Source organism: Nocardia sp. NPDC058705, assembly GCF_042749305.1.
Lineage (GTDB): Bacteria > Actinomycetota > Actinomycetes > Mycobacteriales > Mycobacteriaceae > Nocardia.
This window is the reverse complement of the sequence record NZ_JBHYRN010000009.1, coordinates 46,977-73,070: the sequence shown is the minus strand read 5'-3', so window position 1 is coordinate 73,070 and position 26,094 is coordinate 46,977. Positions and strand designations below refer to the sequence as shown.

Below are 26,094 nucleotides of genomic sequence, written 5' to 3'. Positions count from 1 at the left end.
AGGCGGTCTATGAGACTCGAAATCGACGGCCGTGCAGTCGAACTGACCCCACGCCCCGGCCAGTGCCTGCGCACACTGCTGCGCGAAAACGGTGAGCTGGCGGTCAAGAAGGGCTGCGACTCCGGTGATTGCGGTGCCTGCTCGGTGCTGCTCGACGGCGAACCCGTCCACTCCTGCCTGATCCCGGCGCACCGCGCCGCAGACCGCGCGGTCACGACGGCCGCGGGCTTGAGCGATGCCGACAGCCCGAGCCCGGTGCAGCGCAGCTTCGTCGACAACGCGGGGTTCCAATGCGGCTTCTGCACCGCCGGGATGGTGGTGACGGCCTCGGGTCTGGCAGCCGCCCGCCCCGACACGGCTGTGGACAACTTGCCTGCGCACGCTGTCACCGACGCGGAACGGGCCGAGCTGATGAAGGGGAACCTGTGCCGCTGCACGGGTTATCGCGCCATCGCCGACGCCTTGGCAGCACCTTGTGCATCGCTGTGCACAACTACCGAGGCAGCCGCGGCGTCGACGCGCTTCGCGGCGGAGTCATCGGGCCTCGGCGCGCCGACCGCTGGGGACGACAGTTCGTCGGATTCGCCGAGCACTGCCGATGAAGTCGCGAAGCAGGCGGGCGCGAAGTCGCGCGAGGGGTCGCCAGGCGGTGCGGTGCGTAGCGATGATCGTTCTGCTGGTGGACATGCGCGGCCGGGAGGCGATGGGGTGGCGCGCTCGGACGAGTCGGTCAGTGCGGCGGGGCCCGCTGTCGAGTCCTATGTGACACACGGGCATCCAGGCCGGTTGGCCGGCGAGGTCACCACGGTGTCGGCGGAGGAGGGGCCGGAGGTCTCGGCGTCCGCTGTGCTGGGGGTGGAGGCGCGGGTCGGTGGGGTGATGCGGCGGAAGTATCGGGCCGGGCAGATCGGCGATGGGGTGCGGGCGCCCGCGGGGGCGCGGATTGTGCGGGGTGGGGAAGCGTTCACGATGGATGTGGTGGCGGGGGCGGGGGAGCAGATGCCGCCGGTGGCGCCGTGGCAGGTGGCCGTGCTGGCCAGTCCGCACGCGCATGCGCGGATCGTGTCCATCGATGTGACTGCGGCGCAGGCTGTGCCGGGTGTGCGCGCGGTGTTGACGCATGTGGATGGACCGCGGACAGCGTTCTCCACGGCTCGGCACGAACTGCGCGAGGACGACCCGGACGACACGTTCGTACTCGATCGCACGGTCCGCTTCGTGGGGCAGCGGGTGGCAGCCGTCGTGGGCGAGACCCTCGATGCCGCTCGGGCCGGCGTGCGGGAGCTTCAGGTGGAATATGAGCTGCTACCTGCGGTTTTCGAACCCGAGGACGCATTGGCCGACGAGGCGCCGAAGCTGCATGCCGATAAGCCGGAGTCGTCGCGGATCGCCGATGCGGAACGCAATCTGATCGCCGAGATCCACGGTGGTGTCGGCGATTTCGATGCCGGTGTCGAGCAGGCCGCGAAAGTTGTGAGTGGCGTGTGGAATTCACCGCGCGTGCAGCATGTACACCTCGAGACGCACGGCGGGATCGGCTGGCTCGATGACGCGGGCAGGCTCGTCGTCCGATCGAGTACGCAGGTGCCGTTCCTGGTGCGCGACGAACTCTGCCACGTCTTCGGCCTGGATCGAGATCGTGTGCGGGTGTTCGCGACTCGCGTCGGCGGCGGATTCGGGGCGAAGCAGGAGATGCTGGCCGAGGATCTGATCGCGCTGGCCGTACTGCGCACCGGCCATCCTGTGCAATACGAGTTCACCCGCACCGACGAATTCACCTCGGCCACTTGCCGTCACCCGATGCGCGTCGCGGTCACCGCCGCCGCCGATGCGGCCGGGATCCTGACCGCCCTCTCGGTGGACGTCCTCGCCGACGCGGGCGCCTACGGCAACCACAGCGCCGGCGTGATGTTCCATTCCGTCGGCGAATCGGTGGCCGTCTACCGCTGCCCGAACAAGCGGGTCGACGCACAGGCGGTGTACACCAACAACATTCCCTCCGGCGCGTTCCGTGGCTACGGCCTCGGCCAGGTGATCTTCGGCGTCGAATCGGCGATCGACGAACTGGCCCGCGAACTCGGCATCGATCCCTTCGAATTCCGCCGACGCAATGTGGTGATCCCGGGCGACCAGTTCACCGGCGCCGAAATCGACGAGTCCGACCTGACTTTCGGCAGCTACGGCCTCGACCAGTGTCTCGACACCGCCCAGCAGGCGCTCCGTCGCGGAAACGGCGTCGCCGCACCCGGCCAGGAATGGCAGGTAGGCGAGGGGATGGCCGTGGCGATGATCGCGACCGTGCCCCCGCGCGGACACCACGCCGACGCCACGGCCAGTCTTCTTCCCGACGGCCGCTACGAAATAGGCGTAGGCACAGCCGAATTCGGTAACGGCACCACCACGGTCCACGCCCAACTCGCGGCGACGGCACTGGCTACCGCCGCCGAACGGATCGTTATCCGCCAGTCCGACACCGACGTCGTCGGCCACGACACCGGCGCGTTCGGCTCCACCGGTACCATGGTCGCGGGCAAGGCCTCCTACGCGGCAGCGCTCGAACTGCACGCGATGCTGTTGGCCAGGGCGGCGAAGGTGAGCGGCCACCCCGAACGCGACTGTGTGCTCGAAATGGGCGGGGTGCGCTGCGGGGCCGAGCTGATCACCGCGGCGCGGCTGTTGGCCGACGGCGAACTCATCGCCCACGGGACGCACGCGGGCACCCCGCGCTCGGTCAGTTTCAATGTCCATGCGTTCCGGGTGGCGGTCCAGCCGTCGACCGGTGCGGTGCGGATCCTGCAGTCGATCCAGGTCGCCGACGCGGGCACGGTGCTCAACCCCGTCCAGCTGCGCGGGCAGGTGGAGGGCGGGGTCGCGCAGGCGCTCGGCACCGCGCTGTACGAGGACATGCGATCGGCGAACGGTGTGGTGACCACCAGAACGCTGCGCCACTATCACATTCCGCAGTTCGCCGACCTGCCGCGCACCGAGGTCTATTTCGCCGAAACCAGTGATGAACTGGGCCCGCTCGGTGCCAAATCGATGAGTGAGTCCCCCTACAACCCGGTGGCCCCGGCCCTGGCGAACGCCATCCGCGACGCCGTCGGCGCCCGCCCGTACCGACTACCGATGACCGCCGACCGGGTGTGGCGGACCATCCAGGAAGGAACCGCCGGGTGAATACCCGTATCCCCGAGCACATTCGGGCCCGAATCGACTCCGTTCTCGACTCCGTTGACGCCGAACTGCGCGTGCGCTACCCGGGGGCGGGTGACCGCATCCAGCCCGTGCACACCGCCTACGTGCCGGCCGACCGCGCCACCGCCGACACCCCCGCCGAATGGGGTGCGACCGCCATCGACCTGCTGCATCGCCACGCCGACTTCCTCGTCGGCCTCGACACCACCGGTTCGCTGCCCGCTGTCCGGCGCCGCCTCACTGAGCAGCCTGCGCAGGACATGCGCATCGATTTCGAAGACGGTTACGGGTTCCGTACCGACGAGGAAGAGGACGCGGCGGCGAAGTCGGCAGGTGAGGCGTTGGCCAGCTGGTCCGAAAAAGACGGAGCGCCTGCGTCGTTCGGTGTTCGCACGAAAGGTCTGGCGGCGAACGAACGCCGGCGCGCGTTGCGGACCCTCGAACTCGTCCTCGACGGAGCGGGCGGCCTGCTGCCCGGATTCGTGTTCACGGTGCCGAAGATTCGTGCTGCGGAACAGGTCTCGGCGATCGTCGACCTGTGCACAGGGCTCGAACGTGGCCACGGACTACCCGACCGTTCGCTGCGTTTCGAACTGCAGATCGAGAGCCCGCAGGCGATCATTGCCGCCGACGGCACGGCGCCGATCGCCAAGATGATCCACCTGTCCGAGGGGCGCTGCAGCGCACTGCATTTCGGCACCTACGACTACACCGCCGCCTGCGGTATCGCCGCCACCGACCAAACGCTCGACCATCCGGCCGCCGACCACGCCAAGGCCGTCATGCAGGTCGCGGCCGCGCAGACCGGTGTCTGGATCTGTGACGGCTCGACCCAGATCACGCCCGACACCGACCCCGAAGGCGCGTTCGCCAACCACTACCGCCTCGTCGAGCGGGCCCTGCGCCGTGGCTACTACCAGGGCTGGGACATGCACCCAGGCCACCTGATCACCCGCTGGCTGGCCACCTACGACTTCTTCCGCACCGCTACCGACGTCGCGGTCCCGCGCCTGCAGGCCTACCTCGATCGCCGTTCCGGCGGGGTGGTCGACGAGCCCGCCACGGCCGAAGCTCTTGCCACCACCGTGCTGCGCGGACTGCGCTGCGGTGCGGTCGACGCGGACGAACTCGCCACGCGTGCACCGGAACTCACGGTGCGCACCCTGACGGCGCTGGTGGCCCGACAACCTCCACCGCAGGACTCGTGATGCGAGGCACCAGGGACTCGAACCCGTCGGCGGTGCGGGAGAACGGGATGTTCATCAGACCCGCATTGCGCAGTGGAGCGCACCGCTGGGCGTGCGAGCGAGGTCGCGCGGGCGAGGTGGCGTGGTGGCGACGATGTTGAAGCGTGACAGCGCATCACTGAGCCGAACCGGCACTACACGAAGGCAGTACACAACGGCGTGCGTGGCGGATGGTTTCGCGGCACCCGAGGCAGAGGAGACATGGTGAGCAGGTATCTCGGCGGCGACGACTTCACGTCGCTCCCCGATCTGGCGGTCCGATCGCTCGGCGGGTCGGTGATCTGGGCCGACGACGAGTTCTTCGCGGAGAAGGAGAACCTGGTCAACCCGGGTCCGTCGCAGTACCAGCCGTCGACCTTCGGTCATAAGGGTCAGGTCTACGACGGCTGGGAGACCCGCAGGCATCGCGGCAAGCCCGGTGACGATTCGGCGATCGTCCGGCTCGGTGTACCCGGCGTGATCCGTGGCGTCGTGGTGGACACCGCCTGGTTCAAGGGCAACTACCCGCCCGAGGTGTCGCTGTCGGCGCTCGCGATCGAGGGCTATCCGCCCGCCGAGGAGATCGCCGCCCGCACGGACTGGGTGACCCTGCTCGACCGGGTGAAGGTGGGCGGTGACTGCCGCAATCCTTTCGAGGTCGACGACGAAAACCGCTGGACCCATGTGAAACTCACCATGCACCCCGACGGCGGTGTCGCCCGCCTGCGCGTGCACGGTGAAGGCCGCCCCGACCCCGCGCTGCTCGGCCTCGGCCCGCTCGACCTGGCCGCACTGGAAAACGGCGCCATCGTGCTCGACTGCTCCAACCGCTTCTACAGCTCGCCGAACCAGCTGCTCTACCCCGGCCTGGCCAGGGAAATGGGCGACGGCTGGGAGACCGCGCGCCGCCGCGACGACGGAAACGACTGGGTCCGAATCAAATTGGCAGGCCCCGGTGCGATCCGCCTCGCCGAGATCGACACCTCCTGCTTCCTCGGCAACAGCCCCGGTTCGGCCTCGCTGACCGGATTCACCAGTGACGGAACAGAAGTCGAGTTGATGCCGCGTACCGACCTGCTCCCCGACACCCGCCACCGCTTCGCACTGACCCCCGCGGCGGCCTCGGTGGAGGAAGTACGCCTCGACATCTATCCCGACGGTGGGCTCGCCCGGCTGCGCCTCTACGGCGAGTTGAGCGCATGACCGGGGCACGCGATTTCATCGGCTACGGCCCGACCCCACCCGATCCGCAATGGCCCGACGGTGCACGGATCGCCGTGCAGTTCGTGCTGAATTACGAAGAGGGCGGGGAGAACAACGTCCTCGACGGGTCGGCGCATTCGGAAACGTTCCTGTCCGAGATGACTCCCGCCGACCCCTTCCCGAACCGGCACATGAGCATGGAATCGCTCTACGAATACGGTTCCCGTGCCGGGCTGTGGCGGGTACTGCGCGCGTTCGAACGACGTGGTCTGCCGCTCACCGTTTTCGCGGTGGCTCGGGCCATGCAGCGCAATCCTGAAGCGGTAGCGGCTTTTTCGGAGCTCGGGTACGAGATCGCCAGCCATGGTCTGCGGTGGAAGTCTTACCAGCTGGTCGATGAGGACGTCGAACGCACCGACATGGCCGAGGCAGTGCGCATCCTCACGGATCTGACCGGTGCCGCGCCGCTCGGCTGGTACACCGGCCGCGATTCTCCGCGAACTCGCGAATTGGTCGTAGAACACGGTGGTTTCGTCTACGACTCCGACTCCTACGCCGACGACCTCCCCTACTGGACCGAGGTGCAAGGCCACAACCACCTCGTCGTCCCGTACACCCTCGACACCAACGACATGCGCTTCGCCTCCCCGGCGGGTTTCGCCAACGGCGACGAGTTCTACGCCCACCTGCGCGACGCTTTCGACGTCCTTTACCGAGAAGGCTCCGAAGGCGCCCCGAAAATGCTGTCGGTAGGCCTGCACTGCCGCATCGCGGGCCGCCCGGCCCGCGTGGCCGCCCTCGAACGATTCCTCGACCACGTCCAATCCCACGACAAGGTGTGGATAACCCGCCGCATCGACATTGCCGAACACTGGCGCAAAGTTCATCCGGCGGGGATGCGGGCGCTGGACTGAGCCCACAGAATTCCGCCCATTACCAGCGAACGTCAGTGTGAGTAGTGTGGTGCCTGGCGGTTTTCCTACTTGTTTGACAAACTTGTGTTCATGACTGAACCGACACACCGAATCGGGGAAGGCCCGGCTACGCGGGTGAGCCTGTCGTTGCCTGCCGGGACCACGGAGGCCATTCGGGCGCGGGTGGGCAATCGGGAGTTCTCCGGGTTCATCGCCTCGGCGGTGGAAAGGGAGTTGCGTGGCCTGATCCTCGACGAATACCTGACCGACTATGAGAGCCGCAACGGTCCGATCTCCGAGCAGGCCCGGCTGGATGCCCGGCAGGTTTTCGACGACGTGTTCGCCGAGGAGGGCACATGGCCCGCCGCGGGCTGAGTCATGCGGGGACCCTCGTCCTCGACAGCGAAGGGCTCGCCGGGTTACTCGCGGACGAGGAGCGGGTCGTCGCGCTGGTCGCTGAAGCCCGAACGCGGGGCATGGAGGTGGTCATCAGTGTGCTCACCATCATCGAGGCCGTCCATGCCCGAACGAACAATTCCCGCTTGAACTGGGTGCTGTCCGGGCTGCGCGCGCTTCCGGTCGGTGAGCAGGATGCGCGCAAAGCGTCCAAGAACCTGATCGACGTCGGCCTGCACGGCCACAAGTACGGCATCGATGCCGTGGTCGCGGGCGCTGCGTTGGAGCAGCATCGCCCGGTGGTCATGCTGACCTCCGACATAGACGACATGACGAAACTCTGCGGCGACCGCGTCCGGCTGGTGTCGGTGTAGTCGACCCAGCATTCGGTGCGCCAAGGGTGTAATGGCACTCGAGTTGGGATCGCGGGTGCAAGGGGGCGCCCGTCTACCGACATCGGTCACTCGCTGTCGGTTATCCAGCAGCCCCGTGTAGGTCGTAGATGTCTAAGCCAGGCCGCAGCGTTCGATGTTGGTGAGGGTTACCTGGCGGTCGGATTCCTTGGCCTGGGGGACGCGGTTGTAGGCACCCATGGAGTCCATGTAGTTGACGAAGGCGTCGGCGATTTCCTCCGGGGTGGCGTCGGGCTTGCTCGCGCGGACGTTGTCGACCAGGGCGCGCGTGGTTTCGCACTGCTCTTCCTGGGTGAAGATCGGCGGCGGGTCGGCGTGCGCGAAGGCGGGGGCGAGTAGGAGGGCGAAGGCGGCCACGGCGGCGGATCGAATAATTCTCACGTCAGCGACTGTACGTACTCGAATGCCGCTGTTGCCCAGTCTGTTTGCCGCGGTCGGTGAACCGCGGTCAGTCCGGCGTAATCACGCAGAACGGCGCTCGAGAATCAATTTTCTGACTGAACGGTTGCGTTGTGCGTGATTACGCCGGGAACGGGCCGCGGCTCCTATTCGGCGAACAGTCCCCGGACGAAGGGGGTCGAGTCGACCAAGGATGCGTTGACGGTGCCGTCGTGGTCGGTGGGGTAGGTGCGGAAGGTGACGGGCTCGCGGTTGGCCTCGAGGACGGCGGCGTAGCGCAGGGTTTCGGGGGTTACCACGTCGGTGTCCTTCAGACCCTGGGCCAGGAAGAGGGGGCGGTCGTAGCCGGATTCGGGCAGGCCCATGTAGGTCGTGAGGAGGGCGTGCGCGTTGGGGATCGAGGACAGGGGGCGGGCGAACAGACTGCCGATCGGGGGTTTCGCGGCGGCCAGTTCGTCGCCGAGGGGGCCGATGCAGGCGGTTTGGGCGCGGGCCAGCCAGGTGCGGCCGGTGTCGGTGAGCATGGCGTCGATGTTCAGGTCTGGGTAGGTGGTGCGCAGGCCGCTGAGGATGTAGAGGACGTAGGCGGTGAGGTGGGAGCTCACGTGAACGGGGGGCATGCCGGGGCCGAGCAAGCTGATGACGTCTTCGATGTAGGCGGGGACGCCGGTGCCGACTCCGCCGCGGTAATCCAGGGCGGGGCCGCCGAATTCGGTGGCGTAGCGGGCGGTGAACACCGCGGCGCCCGCACCCTGGGACTGGCCGACCACGGCCCACTTGTTCGACAGCGACGAGTACCGCGCGGTCGCGGCTTTCACGGCGTCGACCACGTTGTGCGCTTCGGCGATGCCGTTGAGGTACGGGTGTTCGCCGGGTCCGCCGAGGCCCGCGTAGTCGGCGGCGACGATCGCGTAGCCCTGGTTCAGCCAGGCGCCGAGGTAGGCCCAGTCGCGGTCGACGGCGGCGGGTCCGGCCACGCTGTAGGCGCAGTCGTCACCGAGGCCGACGGTGCCGTGCGCCCACGCGATCACCGGCCAGCCGCCTTCTGGCGCCTCGCCGGCGGGGAAGTAGACGGCGGCGCTGGTGGTGGTCGGCTGGTCGTTCGCGGTGGTCGATCGGTAGAGCAGGCGCTCGGCGCGGGCCGAACCGGGCGGGGTCGCGGTGGTGGACAGTGACTCGACGCCGATGGCGGTGCCCGCCGCTTCGGCCGGTTGCGCGCTCGCCGCGGGCACCAGGCTCATGGCTGCCGCCGTCATGGTCAGCGCTGCCGCTGCGATCCTCGAAATCCTCATGGACCCACTCTTTCGTCTTCGCGGACGACCGTCCAGGACGCGACGGTGGCGCGCGGCATCCTGTCGTCTCGGTGGACGAGTGTCTCGCACGCCCTGCGGTGCACCCACTTCTGGGGGGCGACGTGGCCCGTGACCGAATCGAGTGACGACACGCACATCATTCGTGTCCGGCGTGGTGTGTGAAACGACTCACACACTGGAAGGCTCGGGAGTGTCGGAGCCGGCCCGGCCGATGATCGCTAACAGTACGAGCGTTATGCTAAAACTCCTGGTCAGCACTACCCCTCGGTAGACCGAACGCTTGCAATCAGCCCGCTAATTTCGCAAAGTTAGCAAACGCGTCGGCAAAACTAGCTGAGATTCACACAACCAACAGGTAGACGGCCATTTCTGGGTGTGCCATTGTTTGGAAGTACACCCCTTGGGCCCTAGTAAGTCCTAGCAAGCCTGCAAATTGCGCCAGCAGTACGAGATGTGCAACCGAAAGCGTTCAGCCGCCGGTTGATTCGCACGCCGACTGCGTGGCGCACCGACCACACGAGGAAGTGGAGTCAAGAGATGTCTCTCCCCGGCACCCCGAAGACCGCAGCGGAAATCCAGCAGGATTGGGACACCAACCCGCGTTGGAAGGGCCTGACCCGCACCTACTCCGCCGAGCAGGTTTCCAAGCTGCAGGGCAACGTCGTCGAGGAGCACACCCTCGCCCGTCGCGGTTCGGAGATCCTGTGGGACCTCGTGAACAACGAGGACTACATCAACTCGCTGGGCGCCCTCACCGGCAACCAGGCCGTGCAGCAGGTTCGCGCCGGCCTGAAGGCCATCTACCTGTCCGGTTGGCAGGTCGCCGGTGACGCCAACCTGTCCGGCCACACCTACCCGGACCAGTCGCTGTACCCGGCGAACTCGGTTCCCGCCGTCGTGCGTCGTATCAACAACGCCCTGTCGCGCGCCGACGAGATCTCCAAGGTCGAAGGCGACGAGTCCGTCAAGAACTGGCTCGCCCCGATCGTGGCCGACGCCGAGGCCGGCTTCGGTGGCGCCCTGAACGCCTACGAGCTGCAGAAGGCCATGATCGTGGCCGGCGCCGCCGGCGTGCACTGGGAAGACCAGCTGGCTTCGGAGAAGAAGTGCGGCCACCTCGGTGGCAAGGTGCTGATCCCCACCCAGCAGCACATCCGCACCCTGACCTCCGCGCGTCTGGCCGCCGACGTCGCCGACGTGCCTTCGGTGATCATCGCCCGCACCGACGCCGAGGCCGCCACCCTCATCACCTCCGATGTGGACGAGCGCGACCGTGAGTTCCTGGACGGCACCCGCACCGCCGAGGGCTTCTTCGGTGTGAAGAACGGCATCGAGCCCTGCATCGCGCGTGCCAAGGCCTACGCCCCCTTCGCCGACCTCATCTGGATGGAGACCGGTATCCCGGATCTCGAGGTCGCCCGCAAGTTCGCCGAGTCGGTTCGCAGCGAGTTCCCGGACCAGCTGCTGGCCTACAACTGCTCGCCTTCCTTCAACTGGAAGCAGCACCTGGACGACGCGACCATCGCGAAGTTCCAGCGTGAGCTCGGCGCGATGGGCTTCAAGTTCCAGTTCATCACCCTGGCGGGCTTCCACTCGCTCAACTACGGCATGTTCGACCTGGCGCACGGCTACGCTCGCGAGGGCATGACCGCGTTCGTCGACCTGCAGGAGCGCGAGTTCAAGGCTGCTGCCGAGCGTGGCTTCACCGCCATCAAGCACCAGCGTGAGGTCGGTGCCGGCTACTTCGACACCATCGCCACCACCGTCGACCCCAACACGTCGACCGCCGCCCTGAAGGGCTCCACCGAAGAGGGTCAGTTCCACTGATCCGCCCGTGTTGCTTTGACTAGCAACACAATTCCTCTGCAGTAGTAGGGGTGTACGCCCTCCCCTGTCGATCAGCCCCGACAGGGGAGGGCATCCCTATATTGTGGGTCGCAAACCCGGCGCCAGCCGCCAAAAGTACAGGAGCGGAACGTGAGCAGCGAGAAGATTCAGCGCGTTGGCATCATCGGCGCCGGACAAATGGGCGCGGGTATCGCGGAAGTGTGCGCACGCGCGCACGTCGACGTCCTCGTCTACGAGACCACCCGTGAACTCGCCGCTGCGGGTCGCGCACGCATCCTGCGTTCGCTGGATCGTGGCGTGAGCAGTGGCAAGATCACCGAGCGCGAGCGGGAGCAGGCCGCATGGCGGCTGCGCTTCACCTCCGATCTCAGCGACTTCGCCGACCGTCAGCTGGTGGTCGAGGCCGTTGTCGAGAACGAAGAGGTCAAGACGGCCATCTTCGCCGAGCTGGACAAGGTCGTCACCGACCCCAACGCCGTGCTCGCCTCCAACACCTCCTCGATCCCGATCATGAAGATCGCCGTCGCCACCGCCAACCCCGAGCGCGTGGTCGGTCTGCACTTCTTCAACCCGGTGCCGGTGCTGCCGCTGGTCGAGCTGGTCACCACCTTGAAGACGAGCGAGCCGGTCGCCAAGCGGGCCGAGCAGTTCGCCGCCGAGATCCTGGGCAAGCAGATCGTGCGCTCGGCGGACCGTTCCGGTTTCGTCGTCAACGCGCTGCTGGTGCCGTACCTGCTCTCGGCCATTCGCATGGTCGAGTCGGGCTTCGCCACCAAGGACGATGTCGACAAGGCGATGGTGCTCGGCTGTGCGCACCCGATGGGCCCGCTGGCGCTGACCGACCTCGTCGGCCTCGACACGGTGAAGTCGATCGCGGACTCGATGTACTCCGAGTTCAAGGAGCCGCTGTACTCCGCTCCGCCGCTGCTGATGCGCATGGTCGAAGCCGGGCTGCTCGGCAAGAAGACCGGAGCCGGTTTCTACCAGTACGGCAAATAAGGGTTTGCTCACCGGAGGCCACCGACATCAGCTGCGACGCGATGCCGGTGGCCTTCGGCCTTTTACTGGGTGTTTGCAGGGGGAACGGCGAAGGGCCGGGGTTGCGGCCTAAGCTGCTGTAGCCGGACGCGCACTGCGCACCCGGTGTTATGTCGAGCGCAGCGTGGGATCGAAAGGGAGTATCGGCGGTCATGGTCAACGTCACCGATGGATTCGGGTCGAGCGTTCTCGGATACCCGAGGATCGGTCCGCACCGAGAGCTCAAGCGTGCGCTCGAGTCGTACTGGCGCGGATCGATGGAACGCGAGGAACTGCTGCAGGTAGGTCGCGATATCCAGGAGCGTCAGTTCAACGAGCTGGCCGCCACCGGACTCTCGCAGGTGCCGGGCAACACCTTCTCCTTCTACGATCACATCCTCGACAACGCGCTGCTGTTCGGTGCGGTGCCGTCGCGATTCAAGCAGTTCCAGGACGGGCTCGACCCCCTGGATTTCTACTTCTTGATGGCGCGCGGCAACCCGGACACCCCGCCGCTCGAGCTGGTGCGTTTCTTCGGCACCAACTACCACTACCGCCAGCCAGAACTCGACGCCGACACCACGTTCTCGCTGCACCCCGAAGCCCTGCTCGACGAGTGGGATCGGGCCGCGCAGCGCGGGATCGAACTGCGCCCGGTGGTGCTCGGGCCGGTGTCGCTGCTGCTGCTGTCGAAGGCCGGGCACGTGCCGGGCGAGGCCGAGTTCGACACGTTGAGCCTGCTCGACCAGCTGCTGCCGTTCTACGAGGAACTGTTCTCGATCCTCGCCAAGCGCGGGTCGACCTGTGTGCAGCTCGACGAACCCTGCTTCACCGGCGAGCGCACGCCCGCCGAGCTGGCCGCGTTCGAGAAGGCCTACACCCAGCTGTCGAAGGCGCCGCTGCGCCCGCGCATCCTGGTCACCGGGCAGTACGGCGACTTCGGTGAGGCCCTGCGGATTCTGGCCGCGAGCAATGTCGAGGCGATCGGCCTCGACCTGGCCTCGTACCGGATGCAGCCGGAGGAGCTGGCGGCGATCCCGGGGATCAAGCGCAAGCGGATCTACGCCGGTGTCATCAGCGGTCAGAACGTGTGGCGCGCAGACCGTTTCGTCACGCTGAACTACCTGAACTCGATCGCCGAGGTGTGCCCGGACCTGGTGGTGTCGACCGGCACCACGCTGCTGCACGTGCCCTACGACGTGCTCTCCGAGTACGACATCGAAGGCAATGTCGCCGACCGGCTCGCCTTCGCGAAACAGAAGGTGGGCGAGGTTGTTTCGCTCGCCAAGGCGCTCACCGAGGGGCCGTCGGAGAACTGGCGCAAGCGCCCGACCGAGGTGCACTTCAAGCAGAAGCACGCGGTGCGCCAGCGGGTGTACGCGGTGACGCCCGAGATGCGCGAACGCGCGCCCTACGACGTGCGCGCCGCCGCGCAGCAGGAACGGTTGAACCTGCCGCTGGTGCCCGCCACCACGCTCGGGTCGTTCCCGCAGAGCGCCAAGCTGCGCCAGGCCAGGTACGAGGTCGGTTCGGGCCGCCTGTCCGACGACGACTACCGCAAGCTGGTCGAAGCCGAGATCGAAGCCACGATCCGGCTGCAGGAAGACATCGGCCTCGACGTGTTCGTGCACGGTGAGCACGAGCGCAACGACATGATCCAGTTCTTCGCCGAACAGCTCGACGGCTTCGCCACGACCCGCTTCGGCTGGGTGCAGGTGTACGGATCCCGTTGTGTGCGACCGCCGATCGTCTACGGCGACGTCGCCCGGCCCGCGCCGATGTCGGTGGAGTGGACCGCCTACGCGCAGTCGCTCACCGACAAGCCGGTGAAGGGCATGGTCACCGGACCGGTCACCATGCTGGCGCGCTCGTTCGTCCGCCAGGACCAGCCGCTTTACGAAACGGCCGACCAAGTGGCACTTGCCATTCGGGACGAAGTGGTGGACCTCGAAAAGGCAGGCATCGCGATCATCCAGGTCGACGAACCCGCCATCCGCGAACTGCTCCCCGCCCGCCCCCACGGCCGCGAGGAGTACCTGCGCTGGGCCGTCGGCGCCTTCAAACTCGCCACCTCCGGCGTGCGCCCCGACACCCAGATCCACACGCACATCGGCTATTCCGGCCGCACCGAGGTGGTCGACGCGATCGATCAACTCGACGCCGACGTCACCGCGATCGTGGCCACCCGCTCGATCGAATGGGTCATCGAAGCCCTCACCGAGGACCTCTCCTCCGGCCACGGCCTCACCCACGGCGTCGGCCCCGGCGTCTACGAAAGCCGCTCGGCCCGCATCCCCGACATCGACGAGTTCGACGAACTGCTCACCCAAGCGGCGAATGCTGTTACGCCGCAACGGTTGTGGGCCAACCCCGACGGTGGCCTCAAGACCCGCCACTACTGGCAGTTGGAGCCTTCGCTGCGGAACATGGTCGCCGCGGCTCGGCGGGTTCGACGCCGGGCGTTGGCCGCGCTGGAAGCTTCCGCTACAGCCGAGTAACCGAACGAACCTCAGGGGCGCACCGATTTCCGGTGCGCCCCTTCGTCGTTCGGTAGGGGCCGTGCCCTAACGCGCGAACGCGAATAGCCTGATTTCATGACCTGGCCGGATTCTCTACCTGTCGCGCAGGTGCGGATCGCGCGACCCACCGATCAACTCGACGAGGTCGTGCGGTTCTACGTCGACGGGCTCGGGCTGCGCGAGCTGGCCCGATTCGAGAACCATGCCGGGTACGACGGGGTGATGGTGGGCCTGCCCGGCGCCGACTATCACCTGGAATTCACCAGCCATGTCGACGGCAGTCCGGGGGCGGCGCCGAGTGCGGAGAATCTGCTGGTGCTCTACTTCGCGGGGGAGGCGGCGATGGCGGATGTGGTGCGGCGGCTCGGAGTGTTCGGGGCTGAGCCGGTGGAGGCGGAGAACCCTTACTGGGCTGCTACCGGGGGCGTGGCTTTTCCTGATCCTGATGGATGGATTGTGATGCTGGTGCCGCAACCTGTTTTCTGAGATCGCCAACGGGTCACGTACGACTCGTTTCGAATTATTCGAAAAAGTGCCATAATGGTGGCGGTCCCTAGGAGGCGCGATGACCGCGACGTTGAACGAACGCACACTCTTGCCGGAGCATCTGGATCAGCTTGTCGAGGTCCGGAGGTTCTTGGACGCGACAGTCGGTGTCGATGAAGCGACGATCCTGCGTTCCGCGGCGGGGGAAGTGGTGGCGCTGCCCGCTGAGGTTTTCGAGGGGCTTCGCCTGGTCGCGATCGCTCTGTCCGAGGGGAAGGCGGTAACAGTCGCGCCGCTGCACACCACGCTGACAACTCAGGAAGCCGCGGAATTGCTGGGCATGAGCAGGCCTACCTTCGTCAAGTTGCTGGATGCGGGCAGCATTCCGTTCACTCGACCAGGTCGGCATCGCCGCGTTCGTCTCGCGGATGTACTTGCCTTTCGCGAGCTCCGGCGAGCCGAGCGTGCGGCGGGCCTGTCCGAACTGACGCGAATCTCGGAAGATCTAGATCTCTACGACGACACCCCCGCGGAGCCGCTGAAGCGACACGACTGATGCAACGGGTCTTCCTCGATACCTGCGTCCTGTATCCGGCTCACCTGCGCGACACGATGCTCCGGCTCGCGGAAGCGGATCTGATTCAGCCATTGTGGTCGGCGGACATCCTCGCCGAACTCCGCCGGAATCTCTGCGACAGGCAGAAGGGCGACGCGCCGACCGCGACGAAGGTTGATCGGCTGATCAGCACACTGACGGGTTTCTTTCCCGACTCGATGGTTGATGGGTATCAGCCGCTGGTCGACCGCATGGAGAACCATCCCAAGGACCGGCATGTCCTCGCGGCCGCCCTGCAAGGAAATGCGGACGTGCTGTTGACGTTCAATCTCAAGGATTTCGAAGTCAGACCGATCGGCGAGGGTTTCCCGGAGTTGCTACATCCGGATGCGTTCCTGCTGGATGTTCTGGATTTGGCGCCTGGCGTTGTTATCCGGTTGCTCGACAGACAGGTTGCTGAGCACAAACGTCCACCGAAACACCTTCAGGGCCTGCTCGATGTGCTCGACCGCTCCGGTCTGCCGGGCTTCGCTGCTGAGGTTCGTCGCCATCTCGGCTGATGGCGGGCGCTGCTCAGCGGGGGAGGAGAGCACGCGCGCCTGCGGTGAGTTCGGTTGGGGTGGGGGCGGATTCGGGGTCTATGAGCCATTGGAGGAGTAGGCCGCTGATCATTGTTTGGAGGAGGGCTCCGACGGTGGGGTTGCCGTTGCCGAAGGCTTCGGTGAGGGCGTGGCGGGCTCGGGATTGGGCGGCGGCGAGTTCGGTGCGGAGTTCGGGGGAGTGTAGGGCCTGGTTGAGGGATTCGGCGTTGGCGTGCCAGAGGGGTGGGTTTTCGGTGAACGAGGTGATCAGGCTTTGCCAGAAGGCTTCCAGGCGGGCGGTGGGGTCTGAGGGGTCGGGAGCGGGGAGGGCTTCGAGGATTTGAGTTACCGCTTCCGCGCTGGATTCGAGCATTGCCTGTTGCAGGAGCTTGTCGCGGGTGCCGAAGTGGTAGTTGATGGCGGCGAGGTTGGTGCCGGAGGCGGCGACTATGTCGCGGACGGTGGTGCGGGCGTAGCCGCGGGTGGCCAGGCACTGTTTGGCGGCGTCGAGGAGGTCTTCGCGGGTTCCCACCTCGGCACGATAGCAAGTGGGGTGTACGGGTGTTTGTGACATCGGTTTCAAACAAACGTCAGTGACAAGTGTTTGAAACGGATGTATGTTTTCGAGTATGACTTCTCGGCGACGTATCTCCCCGTTCGAATCCAGCTTCTTCGGCACCGGTACGAGCGTCGGCAGTGTGCCGACGGCCGGGATCCCGCTGTTTCTCGGCACCACCGTGCACGGCACCGTCGACTCGGTGGTGCTGCGGCGGGTGCTCGGTGAGCTCGCGGCCGCGCATCCACTGCTGCGCAGTCGAGTGGTGACCGAGGGCGGGGTGGGGTACTTCGTCTGTGATGACGAATTCCGGCCTCGGCTCGACATCGTCGAAGGTGGGGAAGCCGCGTATCTCGCGTTGGTCAATGAGCCGCAGGACTGGGGCGAAGGGTTGTTTCGCGGGTATCTGCTGCGGGCGGGGTCGCGTCAGCAGATCGTGTTGGCCGTGCATCACGGAATCGCTGATGGTAGATCGGGATTCGCGTTGCTCGGTCAGATGTGGCGGCACTACACCGCTCATGCGATGGGAATCATTGCGCCGGAAAGGAATGCGGATCAGCAGCTTCCGCAGGCAATGGATGTCCGTCTGGCCGAAGTGGTTTCAACGGCCGAGGCGCAAGCGTGGTTGGGCATGGTCCAGGCGGGCGCGGCGACCATGCACCCCTCGGATGCGCCGCGCACGCTGCCGCGCGACGGCGGTGACTCACTCGAGAGATTCGCGATGCAGCGCATCGAATTGACCGCCGAGGAGACCGCTCAACTCGTGGCGGTGGCGCGCTCGCACGGGCTGTCGGTGAACAGCGTGATCAGCGGAACGGCCTTGGCCGCCCTGCGAACTCGGTTTCCCGAGGTGGGTGTGGTGCCGATGTTCTGCGGGTTCGCCGTCGATGTTCGTGGGGAGGTCGATCCGCCGGTACCCGCTCACACGATCGTCAACTTCGCTTCCGGGGCAGGGGCATTGGTGGCCGCGACGGACGAAGCCGACCAGCTCGAGCTGGCCCGACTGGTCGAGACCGGCCTGCGCGCCGGCCTCGACCGTCGCGAACCCGCCCTGTTCCCCCTGGCGGTCCAGCTCGTGAACGAGGAAACCGCCGCGCTGCTCGCCGCGCCGCCCACCATCGCGATCTCCAATGTCGGCAAACTGCCACCACATTCGATCCCCGACGACCTCGCTTTCGTCCGCGACGACGTCTACGCCATGGGCCCCGGCATGCCGCCCAAGATCACCGCCTTCACCATCGGAGGCCGCCTGACTCTCCAACTCGAGTACGACACCGCGCACTACAGCCGAACCCAGATGGAGAAGCTGCGACTGACGCTGGTCGAACTACTGCAGACGATCGAATGATGTTTCAGCTCTTGATGATCGGGGGCAGTACGTAGGACAGGTCGAGTACCGCCGCTTCGGGTTGGTTCATGCGCATCAACGGCCGGAACTCGCCCGCGGGCGACGGGAGCCAGTTGGCGCGGGCGGTGGGGTCGGTCGGGGCGGTGTGGCTGATCGTGATGGTGAGGGAACCGTCGTCGGCGTAGACGATGCCGGGGGTGCGGTCGCCGAGGGAGTAGCGGTCGATCGGGTTGTCGACCAGGTAGAAGTCGGGCACCGAATACATGGTGAGCGACCAGAACGCGCCGACGGGTGGGGTGGGGTCCAGGCGCAAGGTGTAGGTGTTGGCACCGTCGAGGCGCTGGCCCTGGTCGTCGACGTAGACGGGGAAGTAGGCGGCCTCGTAGGCGTTGTTGCCCCACAGGCCCGCCCTGGCGGCGATCGCTCGGTCTGCGATCCGCTGCTCGGGGTCGGTGATCTTGTACTGGGGGGAGTCGATCGTGCCGACCTGGAAGTAGTCGAGGTTGTAGTCGAAGATGTGCAGGTTGACCTGCCAGCCGTTGACCGGAGCACCCGCAGTGTGGGTCAGTAGGTACTCGAGCTTCTTCTTGCCCGCTTCGATTCCGGCGCTCAGGGCGGCGTCGGGCTGGGTATAGGGCGACGGGCCCGGCTGGTCGATGCCGAGCCCTTTGTACGAATCCTGGAGGGCATGGTCGCGGGGAGCCGGCGGGAACGCTTGCGACCAGATCCGCAGTTTCTCGAGGAACAGCAGGTCGGGGTCGGTTTTCGGGTCCGGTGTTGGCAAGCCCGCTGGTTTCGCCGCGGGATCCTGCGGGGTCAGTGTCGTCGCGTCCTGGAGCGCGTGCACCGCGGGGAGGTCGTCGACCCCCGAGCAGGCCCACCGGCCGACGATCGAGGCGATGCGGGTCGGGAATTCGATCACGGTGACGCCGTCGGGCGCACTGCCCGTCCACCCCGGCGGCACGAGCAGGAAATCGCCCGCATCGGTTCCGGTGGCGCGCTTGCCGACATAGGCGAAGTTGTCGGTCCAGGCGTCGACGAACTGCATCACGTAGTACCGGCCCGCCGTGTCCGGAACATGCAGTGTGACAGGCCCTACCGACAAGTCGAGCTGTGCCTGGGTGTAGACGGTGTCGTTGTTGATCGAGACGAAAGTTTCGGCGGGCCCCGCCAACGTCCGCGTGTGCGCGAGGGTGTTGAACGGCGCCGCCGGAGTGGACCCGACCCCGGCGGTGACGTACCGATGAACCTGATCCAGATCTGCCACGAGCGGAAATCCGTACAGGTACGCCCGCGCAGTCTGATCGACCAATTCCTGATTCGTCATCGACACACCTCGTTCTCGGTCTCGTTACCGCCGGACGACCAGTGCACACCGGTCTTCGCCACCCCGCCTCATCCCCTCAGGGTGAGAACGAGTCAGTGGCTGAGCGCGGCCACGGCGAACATGGCGGCGACGCCGAGCAGGGTGCACAGCAGAGTCAACCGGGAGGGGTGGCCCGCGTGGGCTTCGGGGAGGATGTCGGCGGTGGCGAGGTAGAGCAGGAAGCCGGCGAAGTAGCCCATGTAGAGGCCGATCCAGTTCTCGGGGACGTAGATCAGGGTGCCGAGGATGGCGCCCACCACCGGCGCGATGGCGTCGAGGCCGAGCAGGATGAGGGCGCGTTTGCGGGCGTTGCCGTAGACGGTGGGGATGGTGAAGGTGTTGAAACCGTCGGCGAAGTCGTGGCAGATGACGGCGATCGCGACGGACATGCCGACCGCCGCGCCCGCCTGATAGCCCAGGCCGATACCGAACCCGTCCAGGGTGCTGTGGAAGATCAGGCCGCCCGCGGCCAGCAGCCCGACCGACTCGAAACCGTGTTTGTGCGTGCCGAATTCCTGTTCGTGGCCACGGTGGATGGCGACCGCGCGCTCGATCACATGCAGGCTGAGGAAGCCGAGGACCGCGGCGATCAGCACATAGGGGATGCCGCGGAACATGCCGTCGGTCTGTTCCAAGGCCTCGGGGATCAGGTCGAACGCGACCACACCGAACATCACGCCCGCGGCCAAGCCGAGTACCAGGTGTTTGCGGTCGCCGATCCGCATGGCGACGAAACCGCCGAACAGCGTCGACAACATCGACACCAGGGACAACAGGATCGCCATGAGCTGCCTATTCGTCGGTGGACGGTGACTTCTTACGCTTCTTCCTCTGCGGCGGTGCGTCGGCCTCTTCGGTGACTTCGTAGCGACGCACGTACGCGCCCGCGAAACCCTGCAGGGTGGCGGTGACCGGGATCGCGAGCAGGGCGCCGGTCGGCCCGAGTAACGCCGCGCCGGCGATCACCGCCCCGAAGGCCACCGCCGGGTGCATGTCGAGGGTGGTCGCGGTGATGCGCGGCTGCAGGACGTAGTTCTCGAACTGCTGGTAGGCCACGATGAACAGCAGAATCCACAGCGCGGTGATCGGGTCGTGCACCAACGCCACCAGCACCGGCAGCGCGCCCGCCATGTACGTGCCAACGGTCGGGATGAACTGGGAGACAACGCCGACCCACAGCGCCAAGGCGAACGCCGACGGCACATCGAGCACCCGCAACGCCACGTAGTGCGCGATCGCCGAGCACAGGGCGAGCAGGGCGCGCGAATAGATGTAGCCGCCGGTCTTGTCGACCGCGATGTCCCAGGCCCGCAACACATGCTTCTGCTGTCGCGGCGGCAGCAGCGAACACACCCAGGAGCGGAAACGCGGGCCGTCGGCGGCGAAGTAGAACGTGAACAGCAGTACCCCGAGCAGCTGGAACAGCGCACCGATCGCGACAGTGCCGATGCCCCAGACATTTCCGGCAAGGCCCACCAGGTACTTCTCGATCGTGGAACTCCACTCCGAGGCGTACTTGGTCAGGTCATCGCCCGAAATATCCTGGTGGAAAGTCGAATTCACCCAGTGGACCAAGTCCTGGACGTAGTCCGGGGCGTTCTGCACCAGCATCGTCACCTGGTTGACGAGCAGCGCGCCCAGCGTCCACACGAACGCGACGATCACCACCAGCACCACCAGGAACACCGCACCGGTGCCCGCCCCGCGCCGAACACCGCGCGCCGCAAGCCAATTCACCGCGGGCTCGATCGCGAACGCCAGGAACAGCGACACCAGCAGCACGGTCAGCAGACCCTGCATCTTGCCGAGTATCCAGAACGCCGCGATCAGCCCGGCGACCGCGAGTACCGCGTAGAACAGCGCGCGCGGCAGCCAGCGCGGCGGTGTTCGCACCGACCAGAAGGCGGGCAGGTCGGCGGACTGTGCGGCGGGTTCAGCGGATTCGTCCTGGGCAACCACGAATGTCACGCTACCGAGATTCGGCACACATAGATGCCACGGCGCGCGTCAACAAGCCAACCACAACGACCCGGCCCCTCAGGGGCCGCGCTCGAGCGCGCCAGCGCTCCAATCACACCGTGGCGGTGTCGATCACAAATCGGTACTGCACATCACTGGCGACCACCCGGTCGTAGGCCGAGTCGATTTCGTCGGCCGAGATCAGTTCGATTTCCGCGCCGATGCCGTGCGAGGCGCAGAAGTTCAGCATCTCCTGGGTCTGCGCGATGCCACCGATCATCGAACCGGCCAGTGAGCGGCGGAAACCGGCCAGGTTGCGGCCGGTGACGCTCATCGGGTTCTCGGGTAGGCCCAGGATGACCAGTGTGCCGTCGAGGGCGAGCAGGCGCAGGTAGTTGTCGATGGGCAGGTCGGCCGAGACGGTGTTGATGATCAGGTCGAACTGGCCGCGCAGCTGACGGAAAGTTTCCTTGTCGCTGGTGGCGTAGTAGTGGTCGGCGCCCATGCGCAGGCCGTCGTCACGCTTGCGCAGCGACTGGCTGAGCACCGTCACCTCCGCGCCCAGCGCCGCGGCGATCTTCACCCCGACGTGCCCGAGCCCGCCCATCCCGATGATCGCGACCTTCTTGCCCGGTCCCGCGTTCCAGTGCTTGAGCGGCGAATACAGCGTGATGCCCGCGCACAGCAGCGGTGCGGCGACATCGAGGCCGATGCCCTCGGGAATCGCGACGACGAAGCTCTCGTCGACCACGATCTGGGTGGAGTAGCCGCCCATCGTGTAGCCGCCGGGCTGCGCGGTTTCGGGGACAGGCGAGTTGTAGGTCCAGGTGGGGCCGTTGGTGCAGTACTGCTCCTCGCCTGCCAGGCACGGCACGCATTTGCCGCAGGAACTCACCAGGCAGCCGACGCCGACCCGGTCGCCCACCTGGTACTTGCGCACCGACGAGCCGACCGCGGCGACGATGCCGGCGATCTCGTGACCGGGCACGCACGGGTACTTCGCGCCGCCCCACTCGTCGCGGGCGGTGTGGATGTCGGAATGGCAGATACCGGCGTATTTGATGTCGATCAGCACGTCGTCGGGGCCGACTTCGCGACGTTCGATGGTGACCTTCTCGAAGGCGCCGTCGGGGGAGGGCTTGGCGTAGGCGGCAGCGGTGCTCATGGCTACATGCCTACAGCCGCATGGGTGCTTGCGCCAACATCAGCCGACTACCGCGTCCATTTCGAGACCAGCGGGAGCGGAAAACAGGTGACAATGGACTGGTCGGCTCGCAAGAGAGGACATGTGCTGTGAAACGTGTCGGACGAGTGCTGGTGACGATGCTGGTCGCGCTGCTGGGGGTCGGCGCGTTTCTCGGGTATCGCGGGGAATTCGCCCTGGTCGAGCCCGAATTCGTGGCGCAAGCGCAGGCGCCGGTGCTGGTGCCGCTCGATCCGGTGGCGGTCACCGGACAGCTGGAGTCGGTGCTGGTCAATATCGACGTCGACGCGTCAGGTTTCGGCATCGGGGCGGCCGGATCGGGGATCGTGCTCACCGAGGACGGCCAGATTCTGACCAGTCATCACGTGATCAAGGGTGCCGAAGCGCTGCGCGTCACCGATATCGCCAACGGTCTCGTCTACGACGCCACTGTGCTCGGCTACGACTCCGGCGCCGACATCGCGCTGCTGTCACTGGGTGGGGCGTCAGGATTGCCGACCGCTCGGCTCGGCACCTCCGCTGACCTGCGGATCAGCCAAGAGGTGCTGGCCATCGGCGACGCGGGCGGTGACGGCGGCGAACCGACCTCGGTCGCGGGGCCGATCACCGATCTGGACGCGACGATCGTCGCCATGAACTCCGCCGATCTGACCCGCAAGGCACTCAACGGCATGGTCGAGGTCGCCGCGCCGGTGATGGGCGGGCAGTCCGGTGGTGCGCTGGCGGACGCGTCGGGCGCGGTGGTCGGGGTGATCACGGCGGCGTCGGGCGAGGACTCCCGTGCCGCGGGCAAACCGCCCAACGGGTACGCGGTCCCGATCGACACCGCCATGCGCATCGTGGCGCAGATCCGTTCGGGGGTACCCACCGACACCGTCCACATCGGCCCGACCGCCAGCCTCGGCGTGCAGGTCATCGATGCCAGACCGGCGGGCGCCCAGGTGAGCTGGGCCTTCTACGGCCAGCCCGCACGCGAGGCCGGGATCAGTATCGGGGATGTGATCACCGCGGTCGACGGCGCCTCGATCACCACCGCGAAGGCACTGAGCGCGGCCATCAACATCCGCAAGCCCGCCGACTCGGTCCGGCTCGATGTCACCTCCCCGGACGGCGCTACCCGAACCGTCGAGGCGGTGCTGGCACAGGGCACACCCAACTAGTCGCCCAAATACGAGCAAACGACACCGGACCGGCCTGACCGGAGACCGCGCGCGGCGGCGGTAGCGTTCGCCGAATGGACACCCTGAACTCGGTGATCGTCGACATCAACGATGCCTTCTGGAACTGGCTGCTGATTCCGCTGGTTGTAGTGGCCGGGTTGTACTTCACCGTGCGCAGCGGGGTGGTGCAGTTGCGGATGCTGCCCGAGATGTTCCGGGTGGTCGCGGAGAAGGGACCGACGGCCCCCGACGGGAAGAAGTCGGTGTCGGCGTTCGGGGCGTTCAGTATTTCGGCGGCGGCGCGAGTGGGGACCGGCAATATCGCGGGGGTGGCGACCGCGATCAGTGTCGGTGGACCGGGTGCGGTGTTCTGGATGTGGACGATGGCCACGGTCGGCGCCGCGTCGGCATTCGTGGAATCGACCCTCGCCCAGCTCTACAAGCGGCGCGAGAGCGAACCGGGGACCTTTCGCGGCGGGCCCGCGTACTACATGGAGTACGGGTTGCGGCGGCGCTGGCAGGGGTTGCTGTTCGCGGTGATCATCACGGTGACCTTCGGTTTCGTGTTCAACGCCGTGCAGGCCAACACCATCGTGGCCACCAGTCGCGTCTCGCTGTCGGGCCTCGACGGCGACTGGTATGCCCCGCTGGTCGGGCTCGGATTGGTCGTGCTGCTCGGGCTGGTGATCTTCGGTGGGGTGCGCCGGATCAGCCATATCACCGAGGTGCTGGTGCCGGTCATGGCCCTGGTGTACCTGTTGCTCGGGATCGCGGTGGTGGCGCTCAACATCAGCGACCTGCCTCGCGTGGTCGCCGATATCGTCGGCGGGGCGTTCGGGTTGCGCGAGGTGATCGGCGGTGGGATCGGTGTCGCGATCGCCCAGGGCGTTCGGCGCGGCATGTTCTCCAACGAGGCAGGACTCGGCTCCGCACCCAATGCCGCTGCGGCAGCGGATGTTTCGCATCCGGTGAAGCAGGGCCTCGTGCAGTCGCTCGGCGTCTACTTCGACACGCTGCTGATCTGCTCGATCACCGCGTTCATCATCTTGACCAGCGACCCCGACCTGTCCGAACGGCGCAGCGCCGACCTCACCCAGAGCGCACTGCATCACGCTCTCGGCAGCTGGGCCGGGCATGTGCTCACCGCGGTGGTGTTCATGCTCGCGTTCAGTTCGATGATCGGCAATTTCTACTACGGGCGCACCAACATCGAATTCATCACCACCCGTCCCCAGGCGCTCACCGCGTTCCGGGTGCTGGTGCTGGTCGCGGTGTTCGGTGGTTCGCTCGGCTCGGTGGCCCTGGTCTGGAACCTCGCCGATGTGTTCATGGGCGCGATGGCCCTGGTCAACCTGGCCGCGATCATCCCACTGGGCGCGATCGCGTTCCGCCTGCTCGCCGACTACCGGGCCCAGCGGCGCGCGGGTGAGGACCCGGTCTACGTGCACAGTGCCGACATCGCCGACCCGGCGGGCGTGCAGTGCTGGCAGACAACGATTGCGTCGAGCTTGCCCGGCAAAGCAGGCGACTAGTGGTAGGCATGGGAAATGGCGAAACAATGGACCGAACGGGCTGATCTCGCACTACGGGCCGACGGTCAGCGCGTCGCCGATCTCGACACTTCGAGCACACCGGGTTTCGACGGAGACAAGACCGAGGGCAAAGCGCTGCTGGCCGAACGCGCGACGGTGCTGTCGGTGTTGCAGGAGAAACTGTTCGCGCACGGTCGCGTCGGCGGGCAGCGCAGTGTGCTGCTGATCCTGCAGGGCATGGACACCGCGGGCAAGGGCGGCATCGTGCGCCATGTCATCGGTTCGGTCGACCCGCAGGGTGTCGACCACGCCTCGTTCGGGGTGCCGACCGACCTCGAGAAGCAGCACGATTTCCTGTGGCGGATTCGCAAGCGACTGCCCGCGCACGGCCAGATCGGGGTGTTCGACCGGTCCCAGTACGAGGACGTGCTGGTGGTTCGCGTGCACGATCTCGTGCCGGAATCGGAGTGGAGCAAGCGCTACGACCAGATCAACGCCTTCGAGAAGGAGATCACCGACGCGGGCACCGTCATCGTGAAGGTCGCCATGTTCGTCTCCCTCGACGAACAGAAGGCCAGGCTGCGCGAACGGCTGGAACGCCCGGACAAGTACTGGAAGTTCAACCCTGCCGACATCACCGAGCGCGCCTACTGGCCCGAGTACCAGAAGGCCTACCAGGCCGTTCTCGATCGCACCAACACCGATTACGCCCCCTGGTACGTGCTGCCCTCGGACCGCAAGTGGTACTCGCGACTGGCGGTCACCGAGCTGTTGATCGGCGCGTTGGCCCAGCTGAAACTGGACTGGCCGCCCGCGAACTTCGATATCGCCGAGCAGTTGCGGCGACTCGACGAGTCCTGACACGAGCTTTGCGGAAACTCTCAGGTTCGGCCCGCATGATGT

23 protein-coding genes are annotated in these 26,094 nt (G+C 66.5%); 16 read left to right on the top strand and 7 right to left on the bottom strand.

What is annotated here, in order from left to right; genetic code table 11:
- Positions 1 to 9 precede the first annotated feature (9 nt).
- The 6 genes from ACFW6D_RS13665 to ACFW6D_RS13640 all read left to right on the top strand — a co-directional run bounded on the left by ACFW6D_RS13665 (position 10) and on the right by ACFW6D_RS13640 (position 7,308).
- Entirely contained in the window at positions 10 to 3,177 is a 3,168-nt protein-coding gene (locus ACFW6D_RS13665; RefSeq protein ID WP_379327950.1) for a molybdopterin-dependent oxidoreductase, read from the top strand.
- Entirely contained in the window at positions 3,174 to 4,403 is a 1,230-nt protein-coding gene (locus tag ACFW6D_RS13660) for a DUF6986 family protein (RefSeq protein WP_379327948.1), read from the top strand. Before ACFW6D_RS13665 ends, ACFW6D_RS13660 begins: the two co-directional genes overlap by 4 nt.
- A 243-nt stretch (positions 4,404 to 4,646) precedes the next feature.
- Complete coding sequence (gene alc, locus ACFW6D_RS13655) at positions 4,647 to 5,624, top strand: allantoicase (RefSeq protein WP_379327946.1); 978 nt, start codon at positions 4,647 to 4,649, stop codon at positions 5,622 to 5,624.
- A complete protein-coding gene (puuE, locus tag ACFW6D_RS13650) occupies positions 5,621 to 6,538 on the top strand; it encodes an allantoinase PuuE (RefSeq protein ID WP_379327944.1) in 918 nt (305 codons plus the stop codon). The genes alc and puuE overlap by 4 nt, the downstream gene beginning before the upstream one ends.
- Positions 6,539 to 6,628: 90 nt before the next feature.
- Positions 6,629 to 6,913: a hypothetical protein gene (locus ACFW6D_RS13645; RefSeq protein WP_379327942.1), complete on the top strand. Its 285-nt coding sequence runs from the start codon at positions 6,629 to 6,631 to the stop codon at positions 6,911 to 6,913.
- Positions 6,895 to 7,308 carry a DNA-binding protein gene (locus ACFW6D_RS13640; protein WP_379327940.1) on the top strand — a complete coding sequence of 138 codons (414 nt, stop codon included), beginning with the start codon at positions 6,895 to 6,897 and terminating at the stop codon, positions 7,306 to 7,308. The genes ACFW6D_RS13645 and ACFW6D_RS13640 overlap by 19 nt, the downstream gene beginning before the upstream one ends.
- A gap of 132 nt (positions 7,309 to 7,440) precedes the next feature.
- Here ACFW6D_RS13640 and ACFW6D_RS13635 read toward each other — a convergent pair whose 3' ends face one another.
- Positions 7,441 to 7,728, bottom strand: coding sequence for a hypothetical protein (locus ACFW6D_RS13635; RefSeq protein WP_379327938.1), 288 nt, complete (start codon positions 7,726 to 7,728; stop codon positions 7,441 to 7,443).
- Positions 7,729 to 7,892: 164 nt separating this feature from the next.
- Complete coding sequence (locus ACFW6D_RS13630; protein WP_379327936.1) at positions 7,893 to 9,038, bottom strand: alpha/beta hydrolase family protein; 1,146 nt, start codon at positions 9,036 to 9,038, stop codon at positions 7,893 to 7,895.
- 558 nt (positions 9,039 to 9,596) lie between these two features.
- On the opposite strand from ACFW6D_RS13630, the gene aceA reads away from it, so the two are divergent.
- The 6 genes from aceA to ACFW6D_RS13600 all read left to right on the top strand — a co-directional run bounded on the left by aceA (position 9,597) and on the right by ACFW6D_RS13600 (position 16,045).
- Positions 9,597 to 10,886, top strand: coding sequence for an isocitrate lyase (gene aceA, locus ACFW6D_RS13625; RefSeq protein ID WP_378709799.1), 1,290 nt, complete (start codon positions 9,597 to 9,599; stop codon positions 10,884 to 10,886).
- Positions 10,887 to 11,036: 150 nt separating this feature from the next.
- Positions 11,037 to 11,906 (top strand): 3-hydroxybutyryl-CoA dehydrogenase, encoded by an 870-nt coding sequence (locus ACFW6D_RS13620; RefSeq protein WP_379238903.1) that lies wholly within the window; start codon positions 11,037 to 11,039, stop codon positions 11,904 to 11,906.
- 191 nt (positions 11,907 to 12,097) lie between these two features.
- Entirely contained in the window at positions 12,098 to 14,422 is a 2,325-nt protein-coding gene (metE, locus tag ACFW6D_RS13615) for a 5-methyltetrahydropteroyltriglutamate--homocysteine S-methyltransferase (RefSeq protein ID WP_379327934.1), read from the top strand.
- A 96-nt stretch (positions 14,423 to 14,518) separates the two neighbouring features.
- Complete coding sequence (locus ACFW6D_RS13610) at positions 14,519 to 14,929, top strand: VOC family protein (RefSeq protein WP_379327932.1); 411 nt, start codon at positions 14,519 to 14,521, stop codon at positions 14,927 to 14,929.
- 79 nt (positions 14,930 to 15,008) lie between these two features.
- Complete coding sequence (locus tag ACFW6D_RS13605) at positions 15,009 to 15,485, top strand: excisionase family DNA-binding protein (protein ID WP_379327930.1); 477 nt, start codon at positions 15,009 to 15,011, stop codon at positions 15,483 to 15,485.
- Positions 15,485 to 16,045: a PIN domain-containing protein gene (locus ACFW6D_RS13600; protein ID WP_379327928.1), complete on the top strand. Its 561-nt coding sequence runs from the start codon at positions 15,485 to 15,487 to the stop codon at positions 16,043 to 16,045. Before ACFW6D_RS13605 ends, ACFW6D_RS13600 begins: the two co-directional genes overlap by 1 nt.
- 13 nt (positions 16,046 to 16,058) lie before the next feature.
- Here the strand turns inward: ACFW6D_RS13600 and ACFW6D_RS13595 are convergent, their stop codons facing one another.
- Positions 16,059 to 16,598, bottom strand: coding sequence for a TetR/AcrR family transcriptional regulator (locus ACFW6D_RS13595; RefSeq protein ID WP_379327926.1), 540 nt, complete (start codon positions 16,596 to 16,598; stop codon positions 16,059 to 16,061).
- Between the two features lie 97 nt (positions 16,599 to 16,695).
- Between ACFW6D_RS13595 and ACFW6D_RS13590 the strand changes: the two genes are divergently transcribed.
- A complete protein-coding gene (locus ACFW6D_RS13590; protein ID WP_379327924.1) occupies positions 16,696 to 17,970 on the top strand; it encodes a hypothetical protein in 1,275 nt (424 codons plus the stop codon).
- Positions 17,971 to 17,974: 4 nt separating this feature from the next.
- Here the strand turns inward: ACFW6D_RS13590 and ACFW6D_RS13585 are convergent, their stop codons facing one another.
- The 4 genes from ACFW6D_RS13585 to ACFW6D_RS13570 form a co-directional block, all read right to left on the bottom strand.
- Positions 17,975 to 19,297, bottom strand: coding sequence for a DUF1254 domain-containing protein (locus ACFW6D_RS13585; protein WP_379327922.1), 1,323 nt, complete (start codon positions 19,295 to 19,297; stop codon positions 17,975 to 17,977).
- 92 nt (positions 19,298 to 19,389) lie between these two features.
- On the bottom strand, positions 19,390 to 20,121 hold the full coding sequence (locus ACFW6D_RS13580; RefSeq protein ID WP_379327920.1) for a ZIP family metal transporter: 732 nt from the start codon (positions 20,119 to 20,121) through the stop codon (positions 19,390 to 19,392).
- A 7-nt stretch (positions 20,122 to 20,128) separates the two neighbouring features.
- Positions 20,129 to 21,304, bottom strand: coding sequence for an AI-2E family transporter (locus ACFW6D_RS13575; RefSeq protein ID WP_379327918.1), 1,176 nt, complete (start codon positions 21,302 to 21,304; stop codon positions 20,129 to 20,131).
- Between the two features lie 103 nt (positions 21,305 to 21,407).
- A complete protein-coding gene (locus tag ACFW6D_RS13570) occupies positions 21,408 to 22,460 on the bottom strand; it encodes an NAD(P)-dependent alcohol dehydrogenase (RefSeq protein ID WP_379327917.1) in 1,053 nt (350 codons plus the stop codon).
- A gap of 128 nt (positions 22,461 to 22,588) precedes the next feature.
- Between ACFW6D_RS13570 and ACFW6D_RS13565 the strand changes: the two genes are divergently transcribed.
- The 3 genes from ACFW6D_RS13565 to ACFW6D_RS13555 all read left to right on the top strand — a co-directional run bounded on the left by ACFW6D_RS13565 (position 22,589) and on the right by ACFW6D_RS13555 (position 26,052).
- A complete protein-coding gene (locus ACFW6D_RS13565; RefSeq protein WP_379327915.1) occupies positions 22,589 to 23,659 on the top strand; it encodes a S1C family serine protease in 1,071 nt (356 codons plus the stop codon).
- A 74-nt stretch (positions 23,660 to 23,733) separates the two neighbouring features.
- Positions 23,734 to 25,191 carry an alanine/glycine:cation symporter family protein gene (locus ACFW6D_RS13560; RefSeq protein WP_379327913.1) on the top strand — a complete coding sequence of 486 codons (1,458 nt, stop codon included), beginning with the start codon at positions 23,734 to 23,736 and terminating at the stop codon, positions 25,189 to 25,191.
- Between the two features lie 15 nt (positions 25,192 to 25,206).
- On the top strand, positions 25,207 to 26,052 hold the full coding sequence (locus tag ACFW6D_RS13555) for a polyphosphate kinase 2 family protein (RefSeq protein WP_379327911.1): 846 nt from the start codon (positions 25,207 to 25,209) through the stop codon (positions 26,050 to 26,052).
- Positions 26,053 to 26,094 lie beyond the last annotated feature (42 nt).